The following is an 18578-nucleotide window of genomic DNA, read 5'->3' on the forward strand; positions in this document are numbered from 1 at the left end:
CGGCAAGCGGCAGCGGCAAGCGGCAGCGGCAAGCGGCAGCGGCAAGCGGCAGCGGCAAGCGGCAGCGGCAAGCGGCAAGCGGCAGCGGCAAGCGGCAGCGGCAAGCGGCAGCGGCAAGCGGCAGCGGCAAGCGGCAGCGGTCCGGCAGCGGCAAAGTGAGCGGCGGTCCGGCAGCGGCAAAGTGAGCGGCGATATTTCACGGACCTGGACAGGCTGGCCGTGGCAAGCGGGCTGGCTACCTCTTGGGTCTGTTTGCACCAATGATAAAGCCGCCGTCCTGCGGAAGGGGTGCAGGACGGCGGCGGTTTGTTGGGTGCTGCGTGGTCAGAGCCCGTCGATGATGAGGGCGGCTGCGTTCATATAGGCTTCCTTGGTTTTGGTGTTGAGTGCTTCGTAAACGATTTCATCACCATCGTCCAGCGCCGGGTCGAATGGGATGACGACACAGTCCCGGACATGGGCCTTCATGCCGTCGATGATCCGCTGGAGCCGTTCCGCGTTGGCGTTGGATGGCTGGTTGATGATTGCGATTCCGTTGGCGAGCTTGTCCTTGTGGCCCTTGGAGATCAGGTCATCGATCGTGGCGAACGCCTTGCGGGCGCCGTCTTCCTTATTTGTCGTGACGATAACGAGGATGTCTGCTGCGTCGGCGGTTGCTTCCCAGGTGGAGGCGTTGGTGGCGTTGCCGGTGTCGATCAGGGTCAGGTGGTAGAACTCCCTCAGCGCGGCGTGGGCGTCACCGAAAGTGTCGCGGTCGATGCGGGCATGATTACCGGCCTTGTTGGCGCTGGAGAGGACGTGGAACTTGTTCTCTCCCTGGGGTCGGACGTAGTTGACGAGCCGTTCGGCACCGCCGGGGGAGCGGACTTCATCAATGTTGTCGAGCAGATCGATCACGGTGCGGTCGTGGTTGGCGGTTGCGGCGCGCTCGGCCAGATTGCCCTGGTTTTCGTTGTTGTCCCACGCGACGACGTTGCCACCGCGGATCCGTCCGATGGTGGCGGCAAGCAGGAACGTGGTCGTGGTCTTGCCCACGCCGCCTTTGATGTTCATTTCACTGATGGTCTTGTGGCTGTCCAGGCCCCGCTGGATCGCGTTGCGCCAGGACCGGAGCTGCTGCTCACGCTGGCCGGGGCCAAGTTTTGTGAATAGGGACCGGTTCATCACGCCGCGGACGCCGATCTGGGCCGGGCCGGTCGGTGCAGGCTGCTTCGCGCGGCTGAATCGGATGGCTGCGGACTCGTCCGGGCCTGCAGGGGCATCCGCCCGTGCCGCCTTGATCTCCGGGGCGGGGGGAGCTGCCGGCGCCGCCTGTGGCGGGCGGACGGGCTCGACGAGCTCTTCGAACTCCGCACCACCATTGGTTTTGATGTCCGCGACGTGAACGGCAACGGCCCGGTTCTGGCTGTTTGCGAGAAGCTGGGCATCGTTGAGTGCGGTTTCAATGCTCGGTACCAAGTAGGAGCTCTGTCCGGGGACCGTGACGATCCAGGAATGGTAGTTCACTGTCCACTCAGCGGAAGGGACATCCTCTACCTCGTCTACAACAGATCTGTCCGCATGGATGATGATCGTGTTTCCAAGGGCGGGTTCCGAGGCCTTGTAGCCCTGCTGCTTGACCATGATGGACCCGCCTTGCAGGCTGGCGGTCTGGACGAGGACTTTATGGGCGTCTGACGCTGTCCTGGCCGGTATGGAGGTGCCGTGGCGGTCGATGATGTTCGCTTGTGGGGCGACACTCATGGTGAGTGGATTCTGATGGTTCTCGCTCATGGTTTCCCTTCCTGAGGCGGAGTCTTGCTGTAGGAATCCGATCCGGGACGGCCACGTGCATGTCAGTACCGGACATCGGAAAGGGCCGGCAGAGCGGGGGCTGCGCCGGCCCTTAGTGGTTTGAGGGTCAGGCGACGTCGGGGCCGTGCGTGGTGAAGGTGGCAGGGACGCTGGCTTTGAACTCTACGATGCTGGCTTTGACGCGTTCTGGCTGGAAACCGGTCCATGTAGCGGTGTCTGTGACGACGACGGGGAGTTGCTGGTGGCCGGCGGCCTTCAGCCGGGCCTGCGCTGTTTCGTTGTTGTCGATCATGACCGTTTCGTAGGCCACGCCGTCACGGTCGTAAAGGCGTTTGGTCATGGCGCATTGCGTGCAGCCGCGGCTTGAATAGATTTTGATGCTCAAGGGCTCCTCCTTCTCGGGCATGAGTGCCGACCTAGAACGGGTTCTCGGTCTCGACGTGATCGTCTGCGTCCTCAAGAGCCGTGCTGACAAGTTCCTCGACGTCCTCGGCGTCGGCGTCACCGTTGTCGATCCACCACCTGGCCCGGGTGATTGCTCGCGCCGGGACGAGGATCCGTTCCTCAAAGTCCTCGGCACTGAGCGTTTCGTCCGCGTCAACCGTCAACGCCTGCAGCGCCGTGGAAAGAAGCTCGTACCGGACCCGTGTCGCCCACGGAATCTGCTTCTCACTGCCCTCAACCGGCGGCAACTGGTGGTCTGCCTCGAATGACTCGGCCTCAGCCAATGCCTGGGCGTTCCGTTCCGCGAGCCAGGTTTCCCGGCCGGCGGCGTTTTCCTTTGTGAAGCACCTGCCGCAGATCCGGTTCAGCCCCAGTCCGTAGGCATGGGCCTTACGTCGGCCCGCCGGGACCTTGGACAAGTCAGTTGCCTGGGTGTGTCCGCACTTGTACTTGATGCTCACTGTCGTAGCGATAGCCATGCGTTCCTCCTTGCTCGTGCGATGAAGATCTATTCACCTCCAACGAGCCCACGCGCATGTCTACATACAAACGGTTCACATGTGTCTTGCTTGGAACCAGCTCACGAATGATGCGCCTGCCAGAAGCAGAACGCCAAGGAAGCCGTTACCGAAGTTCCCGGCAAAGATCCCCGCAAGCAGGAATATGATGCCGGCCACGCCCAGGGCCAGCTTGAGCAGGCCGGTACCAAACCGTATCGGGTGCACAAATATGTTCCACATCAAGCCCAGGAGCAGCACCACCGCTCCCCCACCAATAATCCAAACCATCGCTCACGCCCTCTTCCATCTAGGTCGTCTCATTTCGGATGTCAGGTGGCACAAATGTGCCACCTGACATCCGATCTGTGCTGCATCCTTCCACGCGGCAACGACAATTTCGTCCGTTATTGGGTACTAGAGGCCAAGTTTTGCTTTGGCCGTGGTCCAGTCAGTCGCAATGGCCTGCTGTGCGGCCGTGAGGGTGACCCGGTGCTGGCACACCGCAGCGTTGAGTTGATTCTCTATGCCGTCCTTCGGGTTCTGAACGTGCGTAGCGCCCTCGGCGTTCGGATTTCGGGCCAGAGGTTCGAGGTGCTGCTTGCTCCCCCGAGTTCCAGAGGCACGACGTCGGCACCCGCTGGACTTAGTCCAGCCTCAGAAGAGCGTCACATTTCCGCTGGGCGCAGACAACCGCGAGGGTCCGCCGCAGATCAATACGAGTCACCAGCGATGCAACAACAATGAATGCACAGTGCAACCAAGGTCAGTCCGGAACTCATCGCACCCCGTCCCAGACCCTTTACGGAGCACGAACGACACCGGAACGCCGTCAGGCGCCACAGCTGACATCGAGACCTTCCATGGCCTCAACGCTACGCGGGCTGCTGCTCGCCGGGCTTTCCAAGGGCCCCTGATGCAGTGCGTTTTCTCTACTGTGCCGTCTACTGCATAGCTGATGCTCTGTAACTGCGTCTGTTGGATGCTTCCCTACTGCGTTTGTTAGGTGCGCTTTTACTGCGTCTCTACTCGGTAGCAACTTTGCAGCTACCGCATAATCAAGTGCAGACTCTAACGCGTGTTTCAGTGGTGTATCTAATGTGCGATTAGCGCCTGAGTACTCTGCTTGTGCTCCGTGACTGGTCTGCACCTACTGGTTATCTAACGCATAGCTACTGCACTCTTATAGCGCGTCTACTCTGTCTTAGCTTGCAGAGCAGGTGCGCAGTAGGACCACTGCGACTCTGGTGCAACACCATATTGAATGTGCGGCTCTACTGCATTGACCGCATTTAGACTTTGCCCTATGGATTCGACAACTACCTCCCACACGTTGTCGCCGGCCGTTCTGCGGGCGTCGCGACGCACCATCTGTATCTCCAACGGCAAGGGCGGTGTGGGCAAGACGACGCTCACCACCAATCTGGCTGTGCTTCTCGCCGAAGCCGACTACAAGGTGCTCGTCGTAGACCTGGACTCCCAGGGCGATATTGCGACCAACCTGGGCTTCATCAATGACGCCAGGTACGACGCCGGCGCCGCGCTGGATAAAGCCGTCCGATATGACGAAGAGCCTGTGCCCGTCAAGGATGTCCGCCCGGGTCTGGATGTTCTCCCCGGCGGCAAGTTCACAGCGCAGCTCATGGACGCCTTCCAGGGCGATTCAGGCCGACAGGGAAAGATGCGCGGGGGAGTGGCCCGCACCCTCGCCACAATTGCACCGAACTACGACATCATCCTCATCGACACCCCGCCGTCTGAGGCGGGCTGGACAGCCATTGAAGAGGCAATGCTTGCCTCGCGGTGGATCATCGCGCCCGTGAAACCAGAGCCGAAGTCCATTCGCGGCCTGAAGTCCCTTGCCCAGCGGATCATCGGCGTCCAGGCCGACAATCCCACTGTCGCTCTTTTGGGTGTCGTCTTGTTCGGCATTCCCTCTAATGCCACGAACGTGGACAGGCAGAGCCGGACGTTGCTCCAGGAATCCTTGCAGGGCATCGCTCCTGTTTTTGAAGGCAGTATCCGCGACGTTGTTGCAGCTGATGCAGACGCCAGCTTCCGTGGCCTAGCTGCGCATGAGCTTGCCGCCAAGGCCGCGAGCCAATCACCGTTCTGGGAGCGACTGCGCAACAAGGGTAAGAGCACCTCTGATGAACCCCGCATCGCCACTTCAGCGGGCAACCTGGCCGAGGACTACATGCGGCTGACTGAGCAGATCGTCCACGAGCTCCAGGCTCAGGAGGAGGCGCTTGTTGACCTTGAGGGGGCTATCCAGTGAGTATGCCCTCCAGCCCGGGAAAGATGGATCTCAGCGCACTCAGCGGCCTGAAGAAGCGTGTTCTACAACCGGTGCCTGATTCTGTGGACGTAGCTCCGGTCGCGCCGGCACCTGAAACAGCGCTTGAGCCTGCACCGGAGGCTCCAGACACTCCACAGGAACCTGAAGCGAATACTGAGGCCGCTGCTTCACCGGTAGAGCCCGAGGCACAGCCCGAGAGCCAACCGGAGCCCGCTGTCGCCTCCACCCCAGCGAAGATTGAACCTGCCGAGGAGGAACATTCCGGGCACGTCACGCTCTACCTTCCCAAGGACCTGAATCAGTGGCTGGGGGAGCACCACGACAGCACGGGGATCTCGTATCCGGGCATTGTCCTGAACGCGATCAGCTGGGCTGCCGGCGACAATCGGTTTGGGAAGATTTTCGCGCCGGATGACAGCCCGATCCCGGCCAACGACATCTTCGGACGGGCACCGGCAATACCCAAGCTTGCCCGAGGTTCAATTGATCCCGCGACCAGGCCGATCCGCTTCCGGAAAGACCACATGCAGGTGATCATCAGTCTCGCCCGCACTTGGACGGCCGATAACAGGAATGCGTTCTTCGTGGGTGTTCTCACTGCGTACCGGGAGCAACTCCAACGGGCCACCGAGTAACGATCCGCCCTACGTGTCGCGAGCCGGGCTCTCGACTTCTCCCGCGGATCGCTGGCGCGGGGTACGGCGTTCCTTGGTCGGTGTCTCACGGGCCTGGATCAGTTCGTCGCGCAGTTGGTCGACTTGGCGGCCGTAGGTGTTGTGGAGGTCCTGGACGCGCTGCTCTCCATGGGCTCGTTCACGTTCAACGTCGGCTCTGGCTGCTTCCCGTTCGGCGGTTACCGTTGCCAGGTTGCCGCGCAGCTCAGCCACTGTGTCACGGGTGCGCTCGACGTTGGTTCGGGCGCTCTCAAGCTGGCCCCGGATTTCTTCTGTAGCGGCGTCTGCGCGGTCGGCTCGCGCCTCCTCAGTCTTGGCACGGCTCTCGGCGGCCCTTGCACGCTGCTGCCTCGGCACGGGAGCGTTCCTCAGCCTCTGCGCGCTCAGTCACTGCGTCACGTTCCTGCTCAACCTGTCTCAGCTGGGCGTGTGCGGCCTCCAGGTCACCCCGTAGCTGTTCAGCTTCGGCTTGAGCCTGCTCCCGCTCGGCCGCCGCAGCCGTACGGGCGTGGGTGAGCTCAGAAGCAAGCTGGCCTTTCTCCTCGCACTCGGTAGGATCCCGGCGAACGCGACCCTGGCCGAGCGGATGGCCCGGAAACTTAAAACGAAGAAAGGCCGGGCGGTCTACGCCCGGCGCAAAGCCATCGTGGAACCTGTCTTCGGACAGATCAACCACCCGGCAAGGCAAGCACGTCCTGTTGCGCGGGCTGGAGAAGGCCTCCGGGGAATGGAAGCTGATGGCCGGCTGCCACAACCTGCTAAAACTCTTCAGCTACCGCTCGCAAATCGCCTGAACAGCCCACGGGGAGCCCGCCCGGGACCCCGGTGCAGCACCCCGCCACACCCCTTGACGGGCCTCCAGCCGTTGTTGCCCAAAAAAATGGGAGCCCGATCCCCTTTTTCAGGAAAGGAGACCGGCCCCTGGGTCGCCACCGCACCAACACGCGGAACCGGTAAACCACTTCCGACCCACGCACCTAGCCGGTCTGCGGCCAATTCCGCCCGGCTTCCCGGGGGAGTGCTGAGGTTAAAGGCCGAGGGTTTTCAGCGCGGTCGTCCAGTTGGCTGCGATCGCGTTCTGGGCTTCGGCGAGCTTCACGGTGCGGTTGCAGATCGCCTTGTGAAGGGTGTTCTCCACCGCGTCCTTCGCGTATAGCGCTGGTAATTCCGCGCCACCGAGCGCCGGACCTTACAATGACACTGGTGTCCGTCTTTCGTTACGTTATGTATTTCGTTTACGTATTCCGTTTCGTCTTTCGTTATGCAACGAAAGACGCTATGATGACACTATGAGCGAGAACATTATTGAAGCTGACGAGCGCACGTGTCGGTTCCCGGGGTGCCAGCGCCCCGCCATGGCCGCCGAGGCAGGCACCGGCCGTCCGCCGGAGTACTGCGATGACCCCACCCATACCCGCGCTTCGGCATGGCGGGCACGGCAGCGCCCCAGTCAGGACGCTGCAAAGGGCGCTGAGGCCCGCCCCGTGGATTCCGCGCGTCAGCGGGCCAGTGAGATCAGCGGCCAGGTGAGCGGGATGATCGAGCACCTTGGCCAGCAACTGGCGATGCTTGTTGAGGAACTGCGCACGGTGGGTGATCCCGAGGCGGCCGAAGCTCAGATTGAGTCGGTAGCCAGCGAGGCGGCCGAGCAGGTCGCGGGCGCGAACGCGCGGGCCACCCGTGCCGAGCAGACCCAGCGGCGGGCCGAGGCCGAGAAGGCCGAGGCCGATGCGGCAGCTGAAGAAGCAACCCGAACGAGTGAGGAACTCGCCCAGAAGCTGTCAGGCATCCAGGAGGAATTGGAGGAAGCACGGGCCACGGGCGAGCAACTTAGTGCGGAACTCGCGCAGGCCCATGCCTCGGCCGCCACCGACCGGGACCTGGCGCAAGCCGAGAGTGCCGGCCTGCGGGCCGACCTTGATGCGGTACGGGTGCAACTGGCGTTGGTTGAACGCGAACGCGACGCCGCCGCCGAGCGGGCCGGGGCAGAGGAACGGGCCCGGGTTGTGGCAGACCGGCGTACGGGAGTGGCCGAGAGCCGCGTTGAGGCGGAGGCGGCGCGCGCTGACCGTGAGGAGTCCGCGGCCGAAGAGGCGCGGGGTCAGGTGGCGGGTGTCCGTGCCGACCTTGAGGCCGCCCGTGAAGCGGTTGCCGATATGCGCAGCAACGTGGCGACGCTGACGGCAGAGCGTGAAGCGGCCCGGACGGACGTCGAGCGTGAGCGCATCCATGGTGAACAACGTGTCAAAGACCTTCACGAGACCTACAGCCGCCAAATCGACCAACTGCGCGCCGAACTAACCCAAGCACGTGAGGCGAAGACGAAAGAACGCCGCCCACGGGCTGGCGGAGAGCAATAGTCATGGCCAGATTGAACGCCGAGGCGCAACGGACGTTGCGAGAGGCCGGCTTTAGCCCCGTCCAGGGCAGGCGGAATGGCCGTCCTTTGGTCACTGTTCGTGGATCGTTTGCTCTCATCGTGTTCGCTCAGATTGTTGTGGCGCCGACGTGCTGGTTTCTCCATGACGTCCTCGCGCGGTTCCGGGGGTTGAGCTGCAATGGAACGGTTAGTCACGTTTAGAGTGTTCATTGGCCGTTTTTGGCGTGACTGACCGGTCTGATGCGGGTCGGGCTGAGATGAAGACGACGAGACATGACCAAACATCAAGGCTCTCCACCCGTTCATCAAACGATCGTCTCCCGAACACCACCACAGCCCGGCCCGCAAGGACACGAAACACACCACCGAACGTTCATCTGGCCGTTCATCAACCAGTAGTGTTCATCATGGTTGAAAACAATGTTTGATGAACGAATAGGTAACGCGCATGTCAATCCTCGTCGGCCTAGTCCGGGTCAGTACCGATAAACAGAACACCGCCCGGCAGCACAATGCACTGGAGCCGATCTGCTGGAAAGTCTTCGAAGAAAAAGCTAGCGGCAAACTGGCAACTAAGGACCGGCCAGTCCTGCTGGAAGCAATCTCGCAAGTACCTCCCGGAGGAATGCTCGCCATCCACGAAGTCGACCGACTCGGACGCAACCTCCTCGAAGGCCTCATCGTCCTGAACGACCTGTTCCAACACGGCATCGCCGTCAAAGTCCTCGCCGGGATCGCCGCCGGCGAACACACCCAACGTTCCTTCATCCTCGATATCGCCCTGGCCCTGTCAGAAGACCGCCGCCGCGACATCTCAGCCAAAACCAAGAACGGCCTAGAGGCCGCCCGCCGGAACGGCCGTGTCGGAGGTCGACGCCCCGTGGTGGACGACGACAAACGAGCTGCCATCCTGGCCCGACGCGAACGCGGCGAGTCCATCAGAACCATCGCCAACAACCTCGGCATATCAATCGGCGTCGTCCACAAAACACTCACCCTGGCAAGCCCTCAAATCGACCAAAGCCCAAAACAAGCCGCTAAACGTGACTGACCGTTCCATTGCGGCTCAACCTCCCGTTCCTCCTCAGACCCCGTAACGAAGCCGCAGGGGTCCCGTGCGGCCACATCGTTGTTGCTATCCGGTTGCTGTGAAGGCCATGTGGGCGAGGGTCCAGTCGTCCGGTGGGCCTTCGAAGGTTTCCCAGGGGTAATCGTCGGTGGGGGAGAGGAGCTCAGCGACGGTGTGGGCGCGTTTGGTGAGCCATTCTTTCCAGATGATGCGGTCCTGCTGATATCTCTTCAGCTGCCCGGCCACGACATCCAGGACACCGAACCGCTCAGCGAGGTCCTTCAAGGACGTCGCGGCCACGATCGACCAGGCAAGGCCCTTGTCCCGGCTGATCAGGTTCCACGCCGCCAGGCTCTCAAGGGCCTCACTCAGTGCGGTCCTTGAGAGCCCGCTGGCCCGGATAAGATCCACGCTCCGCAACGGACCCGACGAACGTTCCAACGCCTCATACGCGAACGCCGCAGGCAGGCCCAGTTCCCGGAATACCGGACGCAGGGCATGGAGCTTGCCTTTGGACCAGGACAGATCCTCAGCAGCCGGCTTCACGTCCTCGGGAATGGTCAGCATGTACTGATCTCCCTTGGTTCCCCTGCCACTTTCCACAAGGGTCACCAAGGACTCCGGTTCTGACCTCAACGCCCGCAGATGCGTGGCAACAGTTGTGTGATCCAACCCCGTAGCCACGGCAACGGACCGGACACCGAACTCCACAAACCGGGACCCTGTCATGTGTGCAGCCTGGCCCAACGCGCGCAGGATCATTCTTCTCGCCAGCCCGTTCCTGGAGTCCCGGTAGCGGGGTTCCTTCAGCCTGAGCGCGTTGCGCCAGGTCCGGATGAACCGGTGCTCAGCATCCGGAGTTGACGAGACTGCAGACCCTGGGAACCCTCCCCCCTGTGTAGAAGGCTGGCTTGTGGGGTTTTTACGGGCATTGTTTTTCCCGTCCGGCGCGCCCGGGGTTTTTTGGACATGGGCGACGGCGTTGGCCCAGTCGTCCTTGAGGGCCTTGGTCCTGTGCCGGGCCGGGTAGCGGGCGTAGAAGGAGGCCAGGCCTGGCCAGTGGCCCTGGAGCATGCGGCGCTGCACGTCGGTGACGGCGAGGCCGGCGGCCGCGGCGCCGGCCAGGACGGCCTGGCGGGCCTCGGAGTCAGTGGGATACCTGTTGGCGTCATAGAGCCCGGTCATGGCCAGCTGCAGCATGGTCCGGGACATCCGGCCTGTGCCCTGCAGAACCTGCTGTGCGCCTTCTTCCATGGCCGGTAGTGCCGTGAGGGTGTGTTCCTGGCGTAGGGCCCGTACCACGGAGATCTCCCCGGCCAGCTCAGCGTTCATTGTCGTCCACACGCCAGGTGTGTTCGGGCGCCGGGCGATGTCGTAGGCGGTGTTCAGGCTCATGGCCAGTTCCTGGTGGCCACCGCGCTTGTGCGGGGAACCGGGAACACGCATGCAGCCGTGCAACAGGTTTTGGTGCGGAGTCTTGTCCAGGCTCCGGTACCGGGTGCCCAGGGCCTCGACAAGATCACGCGCCTGCGAAAACGTCACCCGCTCCTGCAGCGGGATGTACACGTGCCGGCCACCGTTGGGGGAGTAGTCCTCGATCCACCGTGCACCGCAACGGCCCAGCCAGGACGTCACCGCCCTGACCTCGGCCGTGACCAGGTCAACGCCGGCAACGGAGGAGTCAAAGTCAAGGAAGATGGCAGCGCACGTGCCGTCCTTCCCGAAAATACGCACCGCCGCCGGAAACGAGGGGAGAGCCCCGGTCAGGTCCCGCTCATGCTTCTGCGGATACGATCTGCCGCCATCACGGGACAGGCGCACACGGGGCTGGCCAGCGAGAAGGGGGGCCAATGCCGACCACACAACCCCGGGCGCCGAAACAGGCGCTGGTGCGACACGAACATGAATACCGGGTTCAACGGATGTTGACCCAGCCAAGACAGGCTGTACGATAGGGACCAAGTTCCTTTCACTTGTGGAAGGGTACGAAAAGATCCACCCACTGGGTGGGTGTTGAATAAAGTTCAGATCGGTGTCCGCCAAGATCAGGATCTGAACAACAAAACTTTTTCGAAGTTAAGGCCCGCGAAAGCGGGCCATCTTCGTTTAACCGGCCTTATCGATAGGCAAAGCCTCCTGGTGCATACCATCAAGCTTGTTGGGGAGCCCGGCCGCGCGGTCGATCAGCGCGCCGACATACTCACCGAAGGACATGTTGTACCGCTGCATCGCCCTCCAGGCTCGGTAATGCTGGTCTGGGAGCACAAGACAGTTCAGTGGTGCCCTCTTCCCAATCAGCTTGGGTGCGCGGTATTCCTCCATGTAGACCACCCTAACCTCGGTTTAAGAGAACCTGTAGATATACAGAACGTGTCGCGATGGCGGCGATCGCGCCCCCGGGACCAGGCAAGCGACAGCCTACATACATGCTCCGCACATGCACAACTCAATAGTTGCGCACTGCCTGTACGCTCCGGATGGCATCAGGTAACATTTTGTGTCAGCTGTCAGCCTGCCCTATGTGGCGGTCTACACCACAAGCAGCTGACCTTGGCTGAAGGAGCTTTAACGATGGCACATGGGGGCCGCAGCGTGTTTCTTACGCAGCAACAGAAGAAAGAACGGCTGGCGGATCGCATGGGCATCCTGGTGGATATCTGGGAGTCCGACAACAACACAGCGCTGACTTACCCTCATGTCGAGGAAGCACTTTCCACCCACGGAATCCACCTGTCGCGAACCCGCTGGTCCTACTTGATCAATGGCACTGGCAGCCTGGTGACAGATCAAGAACTCCTAAAGGGCATCGCTGAGTTCGTTTTTGACGTGCCGGCTACTTATCTGTGTGATCTCAACAGTGAGACTCCGCCCGAGGTCGAATCGCGGATGGAGTTTCTTGTCCAGATGCGAAAGCTCAAGGTGAAGAATTTCGCCGCGAGAAACCTGGGAGCGACTTCGCCGGAAACTCTGAGGACGATCACTAAAATCATCGATGCATCGATGAACGGTGACGAGTGAATGGCTCTCCCGCCGGTCCGGGAAAAGGTTCGTGAGTTATGCGGAGTTGGCACGACATCGATGAAGGAAGTTGTTGAGCGCCTGACCGTGATCTGTGAGAAGCCGATCAATCTGATCGAGTACAAGGAATCCTGGGGAGCGCTGACGGCCTTCAAAGCTGAATTTGACGATCGCATCAACGTGTATTTTCCCCCGCAGAACTCGCTGCAATACAAACTTCACTGCATTTATCATGAGCTCGGACACATCTATTTGGAGAGCTTTCAAACTCCCTTGGCTCTGCCGTCCCTCTCGGAAGAGATGCTGAGGGAAACCGCAGACGCAATTAACATCAGCTGCCGAGCCGTTCCGAATCATCCCGTAGAACGGTGGGTGGAGGATTTCGCTTTCGAGATGTCGAAGAAGACCCGCGGGAACAGCTCGTCCGATCCCGATCCGTTCCTCTGCTGAGCCATGCGACTACTCCTTTTTGCGCTGCTGAGCGCCCTATGCCTCCTACGGATCCCTGCCATGGTGAAGATGAAGGAGGCCCGCGCTTCGTGGCTGGCGTCAGTGTTCGGCCTCGCTGCGCTCTATGTGCTGGGAACCGTCACGCCACTAGAGGACCTTGACAGTGCCCTCGGCGGAATCAACGTCACAAATCTGCTCCAAAGCAGCTTTGCGCTGCTGGCAATCTTCTTCTTTAACGACAGCGTGCGCCGCTTGGCGAACGTGGACGAAGTCAGATGGACCTACTACGCGCCGCTGCTTATCCTTCCCGTCATGGCTTTCAGCTTCGCGCTCATTGAGGATAAAGCTCCAACGGCAGCGAGCTTCATCGTTAGTCGGCTGGACCAGCTCCCAACAGTTGTCTATAGCGGTATGTACATGATCGCCCTGTTGTTTACCGTGCTTAGGACGGTCTACATGCTGCGTCACAAGGCTAAGGGCCTGTACGCCGCATTCACGATAGGGCTGCTCGTCGTTGCGGCGGCATGCTCTTGCCATATCGCCTATGTGGCCCTCTTCCACTTCACGCCCTGGCACGCCCTAGCCCTAGATATCGGGTCCTGGTGGGATCGACTGTTCTATAGCGGCCTCTCTGTAACGGCTGCTGGTTGGCTCATTCTCTTCCTCTCAAAGCAGCTCGCTAGGGTGCGTCTCTGGACTGCTGATGCTTTCTGGCTCACTGCGTTAAGGATCCGAGTTAATGCTGACCGGTCACGCCTCAGCCCCGCGTGGGATCTTTTAAATGAGACGCTCGAAAACGGCATTTACAAAAGCCTTATTGTTCTGCACAACTACGAGCGCGGCAACTTGATTACGTTCCCGGAACCGATGCAAGACAGGATCGCTCGAGTTGAAGCCAAGCTGGACGCGCGTGTCTAGCTTTGGCCAGTCGCGATCGTCCTGTTGACCCACCCGGTCAGTTGGCTGGTAAAAGTGTGAGGCGAGGCGTTCCACTCCTGAGTATGATGCGCTCCGGGTAACGGAATCAGGGTGACGGTGCCAGGATTCGCCCGTTGGAACGCGGCCGAGATCTCCCAAGGAACTTCTTGGTCAGCTTTGGAGTGCAAGACCAGCGTCGGGACGGCCACCCGGTCAGGTACATCGACCCATTCAAGCGCATCGAAATTGATTGCTTCCTCCAGACCGATTAACTTCGCGAAGAGGGGAACCTGCATGAGACGCATGACGAGGCCGGCCCCGATCGCCGGTACGCCGGCTCGCGCCGCACCTGCTGTGATGGTTTTACGCCAGCTCGTGACGGGCCCCACCAGAATGATCCCTGCGATCTGCTCCCGGTATGCGCTGCGCTCCGCTGTAAGCAGGGCAATGGTCCCGCCCATTGACCAGCCGGAGAGGATGATTCGTCGGGCCCCATGAGCTACGGCGTAGGCCACCGCGCTTTCCACGTCATGCCATTCGGTTTGCCCCAGGTGGCTCGACTCGGCCTGTGGCGGGCTGACCTCCGGGTCGCTGCGAAATGAGGGCACCAGGGAGGTAAACCCCAAGGGACTGAAAGCCTGGACATCTCGGAACATGATCGCGCGGCTGGTCCAGCTGCCATGGATATGGATCACCCATACGTCCGTGTTCTCACCTTCGAATAGCCAGGCCGGCGCCGCACCGTAGGAGGTGGGGATGTCCACCTCTTCGTATCGTCCGCCGACCGCAGACGGTTCGAAGAAAACATCGGGGGTCCAGTCGACCAGTGGCCCCAGCCGTTCCGGTCCGGAGCCAGGCGGATCGATCCGCCGCTCTACAAACTTTTGATCCTCATCGATCAACATGACTTCGCTGACCCTCGTGTAGCTCGCGGCCACAGGGTCGAACACCCCAAAGTCACCCGGGGCTTTGGTGTAGTCGTCCAGATCGATGCGGATTCCTCGTCCGTCATCTGTCAATTCGGCTCGGCGGTAGTCCTTTGGGCCCTGCTTAACGATCTTGTGGGCCATGACAACCGCGAACGCAGATAGCGCGGCAGTCGGTACAAGGAACGCCAGGCAGACCAGGCCATGCCGTGTTGTCAGCATTACGTCTCACCCTCCAGCGCCGATCCAGGTAGAGCAACGGAGCCAATTCATCGTAACGTCCCTTCAGCACTTGCTAAATGAATAAGCCATGCTCACTACAAGCGTTGCACATGTTCACTACAGGCGTGTAACGTTCTGACTGGACCATCCGACGCCTGAGCATTGAAGGGGATTCATATGACCAGGAGTGAACGGCAGACGTCGTTTTCAGACTCGTTGACCGAGGAGCAGCGGGCTGGGATGGATGGGGCGGCCCTGGATGCGGACGATGTTGAAATCATCGACGAGATTGATCCGGATAACCCATCTCTGGACGCCCCGAGGGCGCGTGAACTCACAAGACAAATCAGAGTCGCTTTGGAGCATTCCTACACGCTGATCATTACGGCGTATCAAGGGAGAGCGTGGGCTGCTATGGGGTACAGCTCGTGGGATGCGTATTGCAAGGGTGAGTTTGGGTCTTTGGCGTTGCAGCCGCCTCGTGAGGAGCGGCAGGCAGTGGTTATGTCGATGCGTGAGGCGGGCATGAGTACGCGGGCGATCGGTTCCGCCCTTCAGGCTAGCCATACGACCATTGAGCGCGATATTGCCAGCAGCAGGCGAGCCATCGAAGTCGCGGACAATTCTGCAGGTGGCACATATGTGCCACCTGCAGAGGCAAACGTCGTGGGCCTTGATGGCAAGTCCTACCCGGCAGCCGATGCCCGGCCCAGGAAGCCGGAGCGCGGCACGTTTGAGGATGTTCCGTTGAGTGATGAGTTGTTGAATATGTCGCCGTCGGAGATGGGGATCGCGGCGTTGTCGCCGTCGTCGTTTACGTCGCGGCCGGCGCGGGAGCGTAAGGATGCTGCGCGGCGTTTGACGGGGTCGATGGATTTGCCGTTGCCGCTGGTGATCAAGCTGGCGGGGCAGATCACGCTGGATCCCACGACGCTGACGGTTGATGAGGATTCGGACGCGGAGACGTTGACGGAGCTGGCTGCGGACGCTTCCCGCGGAGTCCTGGCGTTGTCCCACGTGCTGACGGCCATTGACGTCAAGGTGCTCTCCGGCGATGTCGATGATGCGGTGGCGTTGACTGCCGTTGTCACGGATGCGGTGGATGAGCTGGGGAGGTTCCTGGATGCACTGCATTCCCGGAAGCGCAGGCCTTAAACGGAAACAGCCCCGGATTGGACTCCCAGGGGCTGTTTCCAAACAAACATCTGCGAAACAGAAGATTTTCATCAACGGATTCAGTGTACAGGCAGTGGTTGAGCTGACAAGTAAGTTCCCGCTCCTTGAGACGGAATATTTGGCTAAGGGGATTGCGTCATGACGCCCGGGATAGATCGTAAGACTGACCGGATCAATCCGGATTCCATGGCCACTCTGTGGCTGACCGTTTGCCTCGTCGGGTTCCTGGCTGTGGCCTCGTTCATGGTCTCCTTTACTGGCCTGCATGAGGTCGCGGCGTGGGCCGGATTGCCGGTCTGGCTGCGTTGGGCTGTCCCGGTGTTCATCGACGTCGCAATCCTTGCCTACACGCTGGCGGTGTTGATCCACCGGCACCGCGGGGAGCGGACGTGGGCGTCCTGGATTTCCTTGGGCGGGTTCACGGTGTTTTCCATGGTGGCCAATGCGGCCCACGCGTTGTCGATCCCGCACCCGGACTTCGGTCAGCAGATCATTGGTGCGGCGATTGCTTCACTGGCTCCGCTGGCCGTGTTTGCAGCTACAGAGCAGCTGGGCCGTTTGGTGATCGGCAGGCCGGACGCAGGGGAGCCTGCCGCCAAACTGACCGTAGGGTCTGTCGGCACTGCACCGGATGGCCCTGGTAGCGGTGGTGAGCCTCTGCCCGAGGCTGAGCTCGCCCATGTGCCGGCTACATGGCTTGCCGCCGAAAGCACAGCTGGTGAGGCCGTACGGGCGTCCCTGCCCGTCACACAGGATGAGCCTGCCGTGCCTGTTCCTGTTGGTGCCGCCACTGCGCCGTCCACGGAATCAGTTCCCGCAGTACCGGCTGAAACCTCCAGCGATGGGCTGACGTCCCATGTTGCCCCTGTTCCTGCCCTTAATGTTTCACCCCGGCCTTCTCTGAGTGTTGTCGGGCGGAAGCCGAAGGCTATGGATCTGGAGCAATGGGTGGGCGCCCAGCTGAGCGCCGGCACCCAGCCGACGGGCAAGGCCGCCGCGAAATTCCTGAACGTCTCTGAACGGACCGGGCGGACCCGCCTGAACGATTTAAAAGCCACCCAGCCTGCCCTGTTTGCCGGTGCAGTGTTGAAGGAAGGTACCAACGCGTGAGCACAAAAGCTATGGCATGGGCGTTTGAGAAGGAGGTATCCGCGGAGACGTGGAATGTTCTTCTGAGGCTTGCACATGACGCAGACGATGCCGGCCTTGTCGTCTTCAGCCACGGGTATCTCTCACATTTGACTGGTGAGCCGCAGGGGAGGGTCCAGGCCGCTCTGGCCGAGCTGATGGTGAAGGGCCTCGTGAAAAGCACGTCCTTGCCGGACAGCGCCGCCGTGGCGGAGGCCGGACACGACCGGGCATTGTGCCTGCAGCTGGGGAACACCGCCCACGAAAGGGCGGTGCCCCAAGAATTTCTTGATGAGATCAATGCAGACCGTGCCCGCAGACGAGCAGAGATCGAAGGCATCCTGTGAGTTCGAAAGCCCTGACATGGGCATTCAGTAAGGAGCTTCGACAGGGAGCCAAGTTCGTGTTGGTGACCATGGCTGATGCGGCCGACGACGACGGCTATCTCTTCCCCTCGTACGAGTATCTGGCCCACAAGACGTGCTTGTCTCAACGCTCCCTGGTGGCCGCTATCAAGGAACTGGTCGAGCTGGGGTTGGTGGTGTGCGAGCGGAACCACCACCAGGACGGCTCGCGGGCGGCGAACCTGTTCTTCCTGCTTCTGGAGAACAGGAAGCATGCGTCGCCGGTGTGGCGGGGTGCGGTGTCCACAAAGGAACGCAAGGCTCAAGCCGAGCGATTCCGCAAGGAAGCGTTAGCGAACCTGACCGAGCAAGTTCCGCAAGAAACCAGTAGTGCAGAATCTGCACTTAGGCCCGATGAGGGGCCTGCCGGTGAGCCTGCCTTGGAGGAAACCAGTGGGCAAGTTCCGCAAGAAACAAGTAGTGCAGAATCTGCACTTAGGCCCACGGGGCAGGGCAAAAACCCCGGAAAACCAGTAGTGCAGAATCTGCACTTAGGCTCCACCAAAGTGCAAAATACGTCGGACCTAAGTGCAAATTATGTAAACGCCTCCTTTAAGGAACCTCATGATGACTTAAGTCATCATCATCAGTCCGGGCGCGAAACGGCACCTGCCGCTGAGGTCCTTCCGGTGACGGTGATTGATGATGAGCCAGCGAAGCATCGGGGAGTGGACCTGGCCGGGCTCAAGCACCGGCTGGAGCCGGTCCTTGGCCCGTGCCGGTCCGAGAAGCTGGTCTGGGTCATCGATGAGGCGCTGTCCAGGGCGACGGCGAAAGTTTCAAATCCGACGGCGTTCATCGTCAAGTGCGTGCTCAACGACCCGGCCCGGTTCGCACCACCGCCGGCCGGGTCCGGGCTCGCAGCGCCAGGCGCCGGCGGCGCAACGGCTGCTGCCGGGTTCGCCGTGGTGACGCGGTCCAGGGCCTTGCTGGGACCGGGAGATACCCCGTGTACGAAACCGGATCATGGCCAGTACGCGGCGGATCACTGCCCGGCGTGCCGGACGGAAAACCTTGTCGCCGAAACGGCTTTGGAGCCGGCACCGATGAGCGGGGACGAGCTGGCGGCGTGGCGGGCCGAGAGGGCCGCGAAGCGCAGCGGGCCGCGGGTTCTTGAGCGTCCACGCACGGTCTCCGGCGGTGTTCAGGTCTGATGTCGGCAGGTCAGGGCAGGGGGAT

The 18578-nt window shown here is 61.3% G+C and carries 19 protein-coding genes and 2 pseudogenes; 13 read left to right on the forward strand and 8 right to left on the reverse strand.

The window, feature by feature from the left end; translation table 11 throughout:
- Window positions 1-185, forward strand: a pseudogene (locus tag BMF89_RS21985) (hypothetical protein); the annotation flags it as partial.
- Between the two features lie 139 nt (window positions 186-324).
- Here BMF89_RS21985 and BMF89_RS14650 read toward each other — a convergent pair.
- The 4 genes from BMF89_RS14650 to BMF89_RS14665 form a co-directional block, all read right to left on the reverse strand.
- Entirely contained in the window at window positions 325-1773 is a 1449-nt protein-coding gene (locus BMF89_RS14650) for an AAA family ATPase (RefSeq protein ID WP_078107844.1), read from the reverse strand.
- A gap of 127 nt (window positions 1774-1900) precedes the next feature.
- The gene (locus BMF89_RS14655; RefSeq protein ID WP_069953121.1) at window positions 1901-2179 is read right to left on the reverse strand and encodes a glutaredoxin domain-containing protein; all 279 of its coding nucleotides are present in this window, start codon (window positions 2177-2179) and stop codon (window positions 1901-1903) included.
- A gap of 31 nt (window positions 2180-2210) precedes the next feature.
- On the reverse strand, window positions 2211-2717 hold the full coding sequence (locus tag BMF89_RS14660) for a hypothetical protein (protein WP_078107846.1): 507 nt from the start codon (window positions 2715-2717) through the stop codon (window positions 2211-2213).
- Between the two features lie 75 nt (window positions 2718-2792).
- Window positions 2793-3026, reverse strand: coding sequence for a hypothetical protein (locus BMF89_RS14665; protein ID WP_078107847.1), 234 nt, complete (start codon window positions 3024-3026; stop codon window positions 2793-2795).
- Window positions 3027-4041: 1015 nt separating this feature from the next.
- On the opposite strand from BMF89_RS14665, the gene BMF89_RS14670 reads away from it, so the two are divergent.
- Window positions 4042-5013, forward strand: a complete 972-nt coding sequence (locus BMF89_RS14670; RefSeq protein WP_078107848.1) for a ParA family protein — start codon at window positions 4042-4044, stop codon at window positions 5011-5013.
- 2 nt (window positions 5014-5015) lie between these two features.
- Window positions 5016-5669, forward strand: coding sequence for a hypothetical protein (locus tag BMF89_RS14675; protein WP_253190829.1), 654 nt, complete (start codon window positions 5016-5018; stop codon window positions 5667-5669).
- 9 nt (window positions 5670-5678) lie between these two features.
- Here the strand turns inward: BMF89_RS14675 and BMF89_RS14680 are convergent, their stop codons facing one another.
- Complete coding sequence (locus BMF89_RS14680) at window positions 5679-6065, reverse strand: hypothetical protein (RefSeq protein ID WP_078107850.1); 387 nt, start codon at window positions 6063-6065, stop codon at window positions 5679-5681.
- A gap of 193 nt (window positions 6066-6258) precedes the next feature.
- Between BMF89_RS14680 and BMF89_RS14685 the strand changes: the two are divergent.
- The 3 genes and pseudogenes from BMF89_RS14685 to BMF89_RS14700 all read left to right on the forward strand — a co-directional run.
- Window positions 6259-6502: pseudogene (locus BMF89_RS14685) on the forward strand (transposase); the annotation flags it as partial.
- Between the two features lie 495 nt (window positions 6503-6997).
- Window positions 6998-8068: a hypothetical protein gene (locus tag BMF89_RS14690; protein ID WP_078107851.1), complete on the forward strand. Its 1071-nt coding sequence runs from the start codon at window positions 6998-7000 to the stop codon at window positions 8066-8068.
- A 468-nt stretch (window positions 8069-8536) separates the two neighbouring features.
- Window positions 8537-9139, forward strand: a complete 603-nt coding sequence (locus BMF89_RS14700) for a recombinase family protein (protein ID WP_078107853.1) — start codon at window positions 8537-8539, stop codon at window positions 9137-9139.
- Between the two features lie 84 nt (window positions 9140-9223).
- On the opposite strand, the gene BMF89_RS14705 is transcribed toward BMF89_RS14700, so the two are convergent.
- Window positions 9224-11020 carry a MarR family transcriptional regulator gene (locus BMF89_RS14705; protein ID WP_139359685.1) on the reverse strand — a complete coding sequence of 599 codons (1797 nt, stop codon included), beginning with the start codon at window positions 11018-11020 and terminating at the stop codon, window positions 9224-9226.
- A gap of 243 nt (window positions 11021-11263) precedes the next feature.
- A complete protein-coding gene (locus BMF89_RS14710) occupies window positions 11264-11479 on the reverse strand; it encodes a hypothetical protein (protein WP_078107854.1) in 216 nt (71 codons plus the stop codon).
- A gap of 228 nt (window positions 11480-11707) precedes the next feature.
- Here BMF89_RS14710 and BMF89_RS14715 point away from each other — a divergent pair, with 228 nt between their 5' ends.
- From BMF89_RS14715 to BMF89_RS14725, 3 genes are read left to right on the forward strand one after another with little or no spacing between them, the layout of a single operon-like run.
- Window positions 11708-12175: a hypothetical protein gene (locus BMF89_RS14715; protein ID WP_253190830.1), complete on the forward strand. Its 468-nt coding sequence runs from the start codon at window positions 11708-11710 to the stop codon at window positions 12173-12175.
- Entirely contained in the window at window positions 12176-12625 is a 450-nt protein-coding gene (locus BMF89_RS14720; protein ID WP_078107856.1) for a hypothetical protein, read from the forward strand.
- A gap of 60 nt (window positions 12626-12685) precedes the next feature.
- Window positions 12686-13543 (forward strand): hypothetical protein, encoded by an 858-nt coding sequence (locus tag BMF89_RS14725; protein ID WP_078107857.1) that lies wholly within the window; start codon window positions 12686-12688, stop codon window positions 13541-13543.
- Here BMF89_RS14725 and BMF89_RS14730 read toward each other — a convergent pair.
- Window positions 13540-14691, reverse strand: a complete 1152-nt coding sequence (locus tag BMF89_RS14730) for an alpha/beta fold hydrolase (RefSeq protein ID WP_078107858.1) — start codon at window positions 14689-14691, stop codon at window positions 13540-13542. The genes BMF89_RS14725 and BMF89_RS14730 overlap by 4 nt on opposite strands.
- 177 nt (window positions 14692-14868) lie before the next feature.
- Here BMF89_RS14730 and BMF89_RS14735 point away from each other — a divergent pair, with 177 nt between their 5' ends.
- From BMF89_RS14735 to BMF89_RS14750, 4 genes are all read left to right on the forward strand, one after another.
- Window positions 14869-15846 (forward strand): hypothetical protein, encoded by a 978-nt coding sequence (locus BMF89_RS14735; RefSeq protein ID WP_078107859.1) that lies wholly within the window; start codon window positions 14869-14871, stop codon window positions 15844-15846.
- Window positions 15847-16005: 159 nt separating this feature from the next.
- On the forward strand, window positions 16006-16977 hold the full coding sequence (locus tag BMF89_RS14740) for a DUF2637 domain-containing protein (protein WP_078107860.1): 972 nt from the start codon (window positions 16006-16008) through the stop codon (window positions 16975-16977).
- On the forward strand, window positions 16974-17342 hold the full coding sequence (locus tag BMF89_RS14745) for a hypothetical protein (protein WP_139359686.1): 369 nt from the start codon (window positions 16974-16976) through the stop codon (window positions 17340-17342). The genes BMF89_RS14740 and BMF89_RS14745 overlap by 4 nt, the downstream gene beginning before the upstream one ends.
- Window positions 17339-18553, forward strand: a complete 1215-nt coding sequence (locus BMF89_RS14750; RefSeq protein ID WP_078107862.1) for a helix-turn-helix domain-containing protein — start codon at window positions 17339-17341, stop codon at window positions 18551-18553. Before BMF89_RS14745 ends, BMF89_RS14750 begins: the two co-directional genes overlap by 4 nt.
- Window positions 18554-18578 lie beyond the last annotated feature (25 nt).

Source organism: Arthrobacter sp. SRS-W-1-2016, assembly GCF_002009585.1.
In the GTDB taxonomy this organism is placed as follows: domain Bacteria; phylum Actinomycetota; class Actinomycetes; order Actinomycetales; family Micrococcaceae; genus Arthrobacter; species Arthrobacter bambusae_A.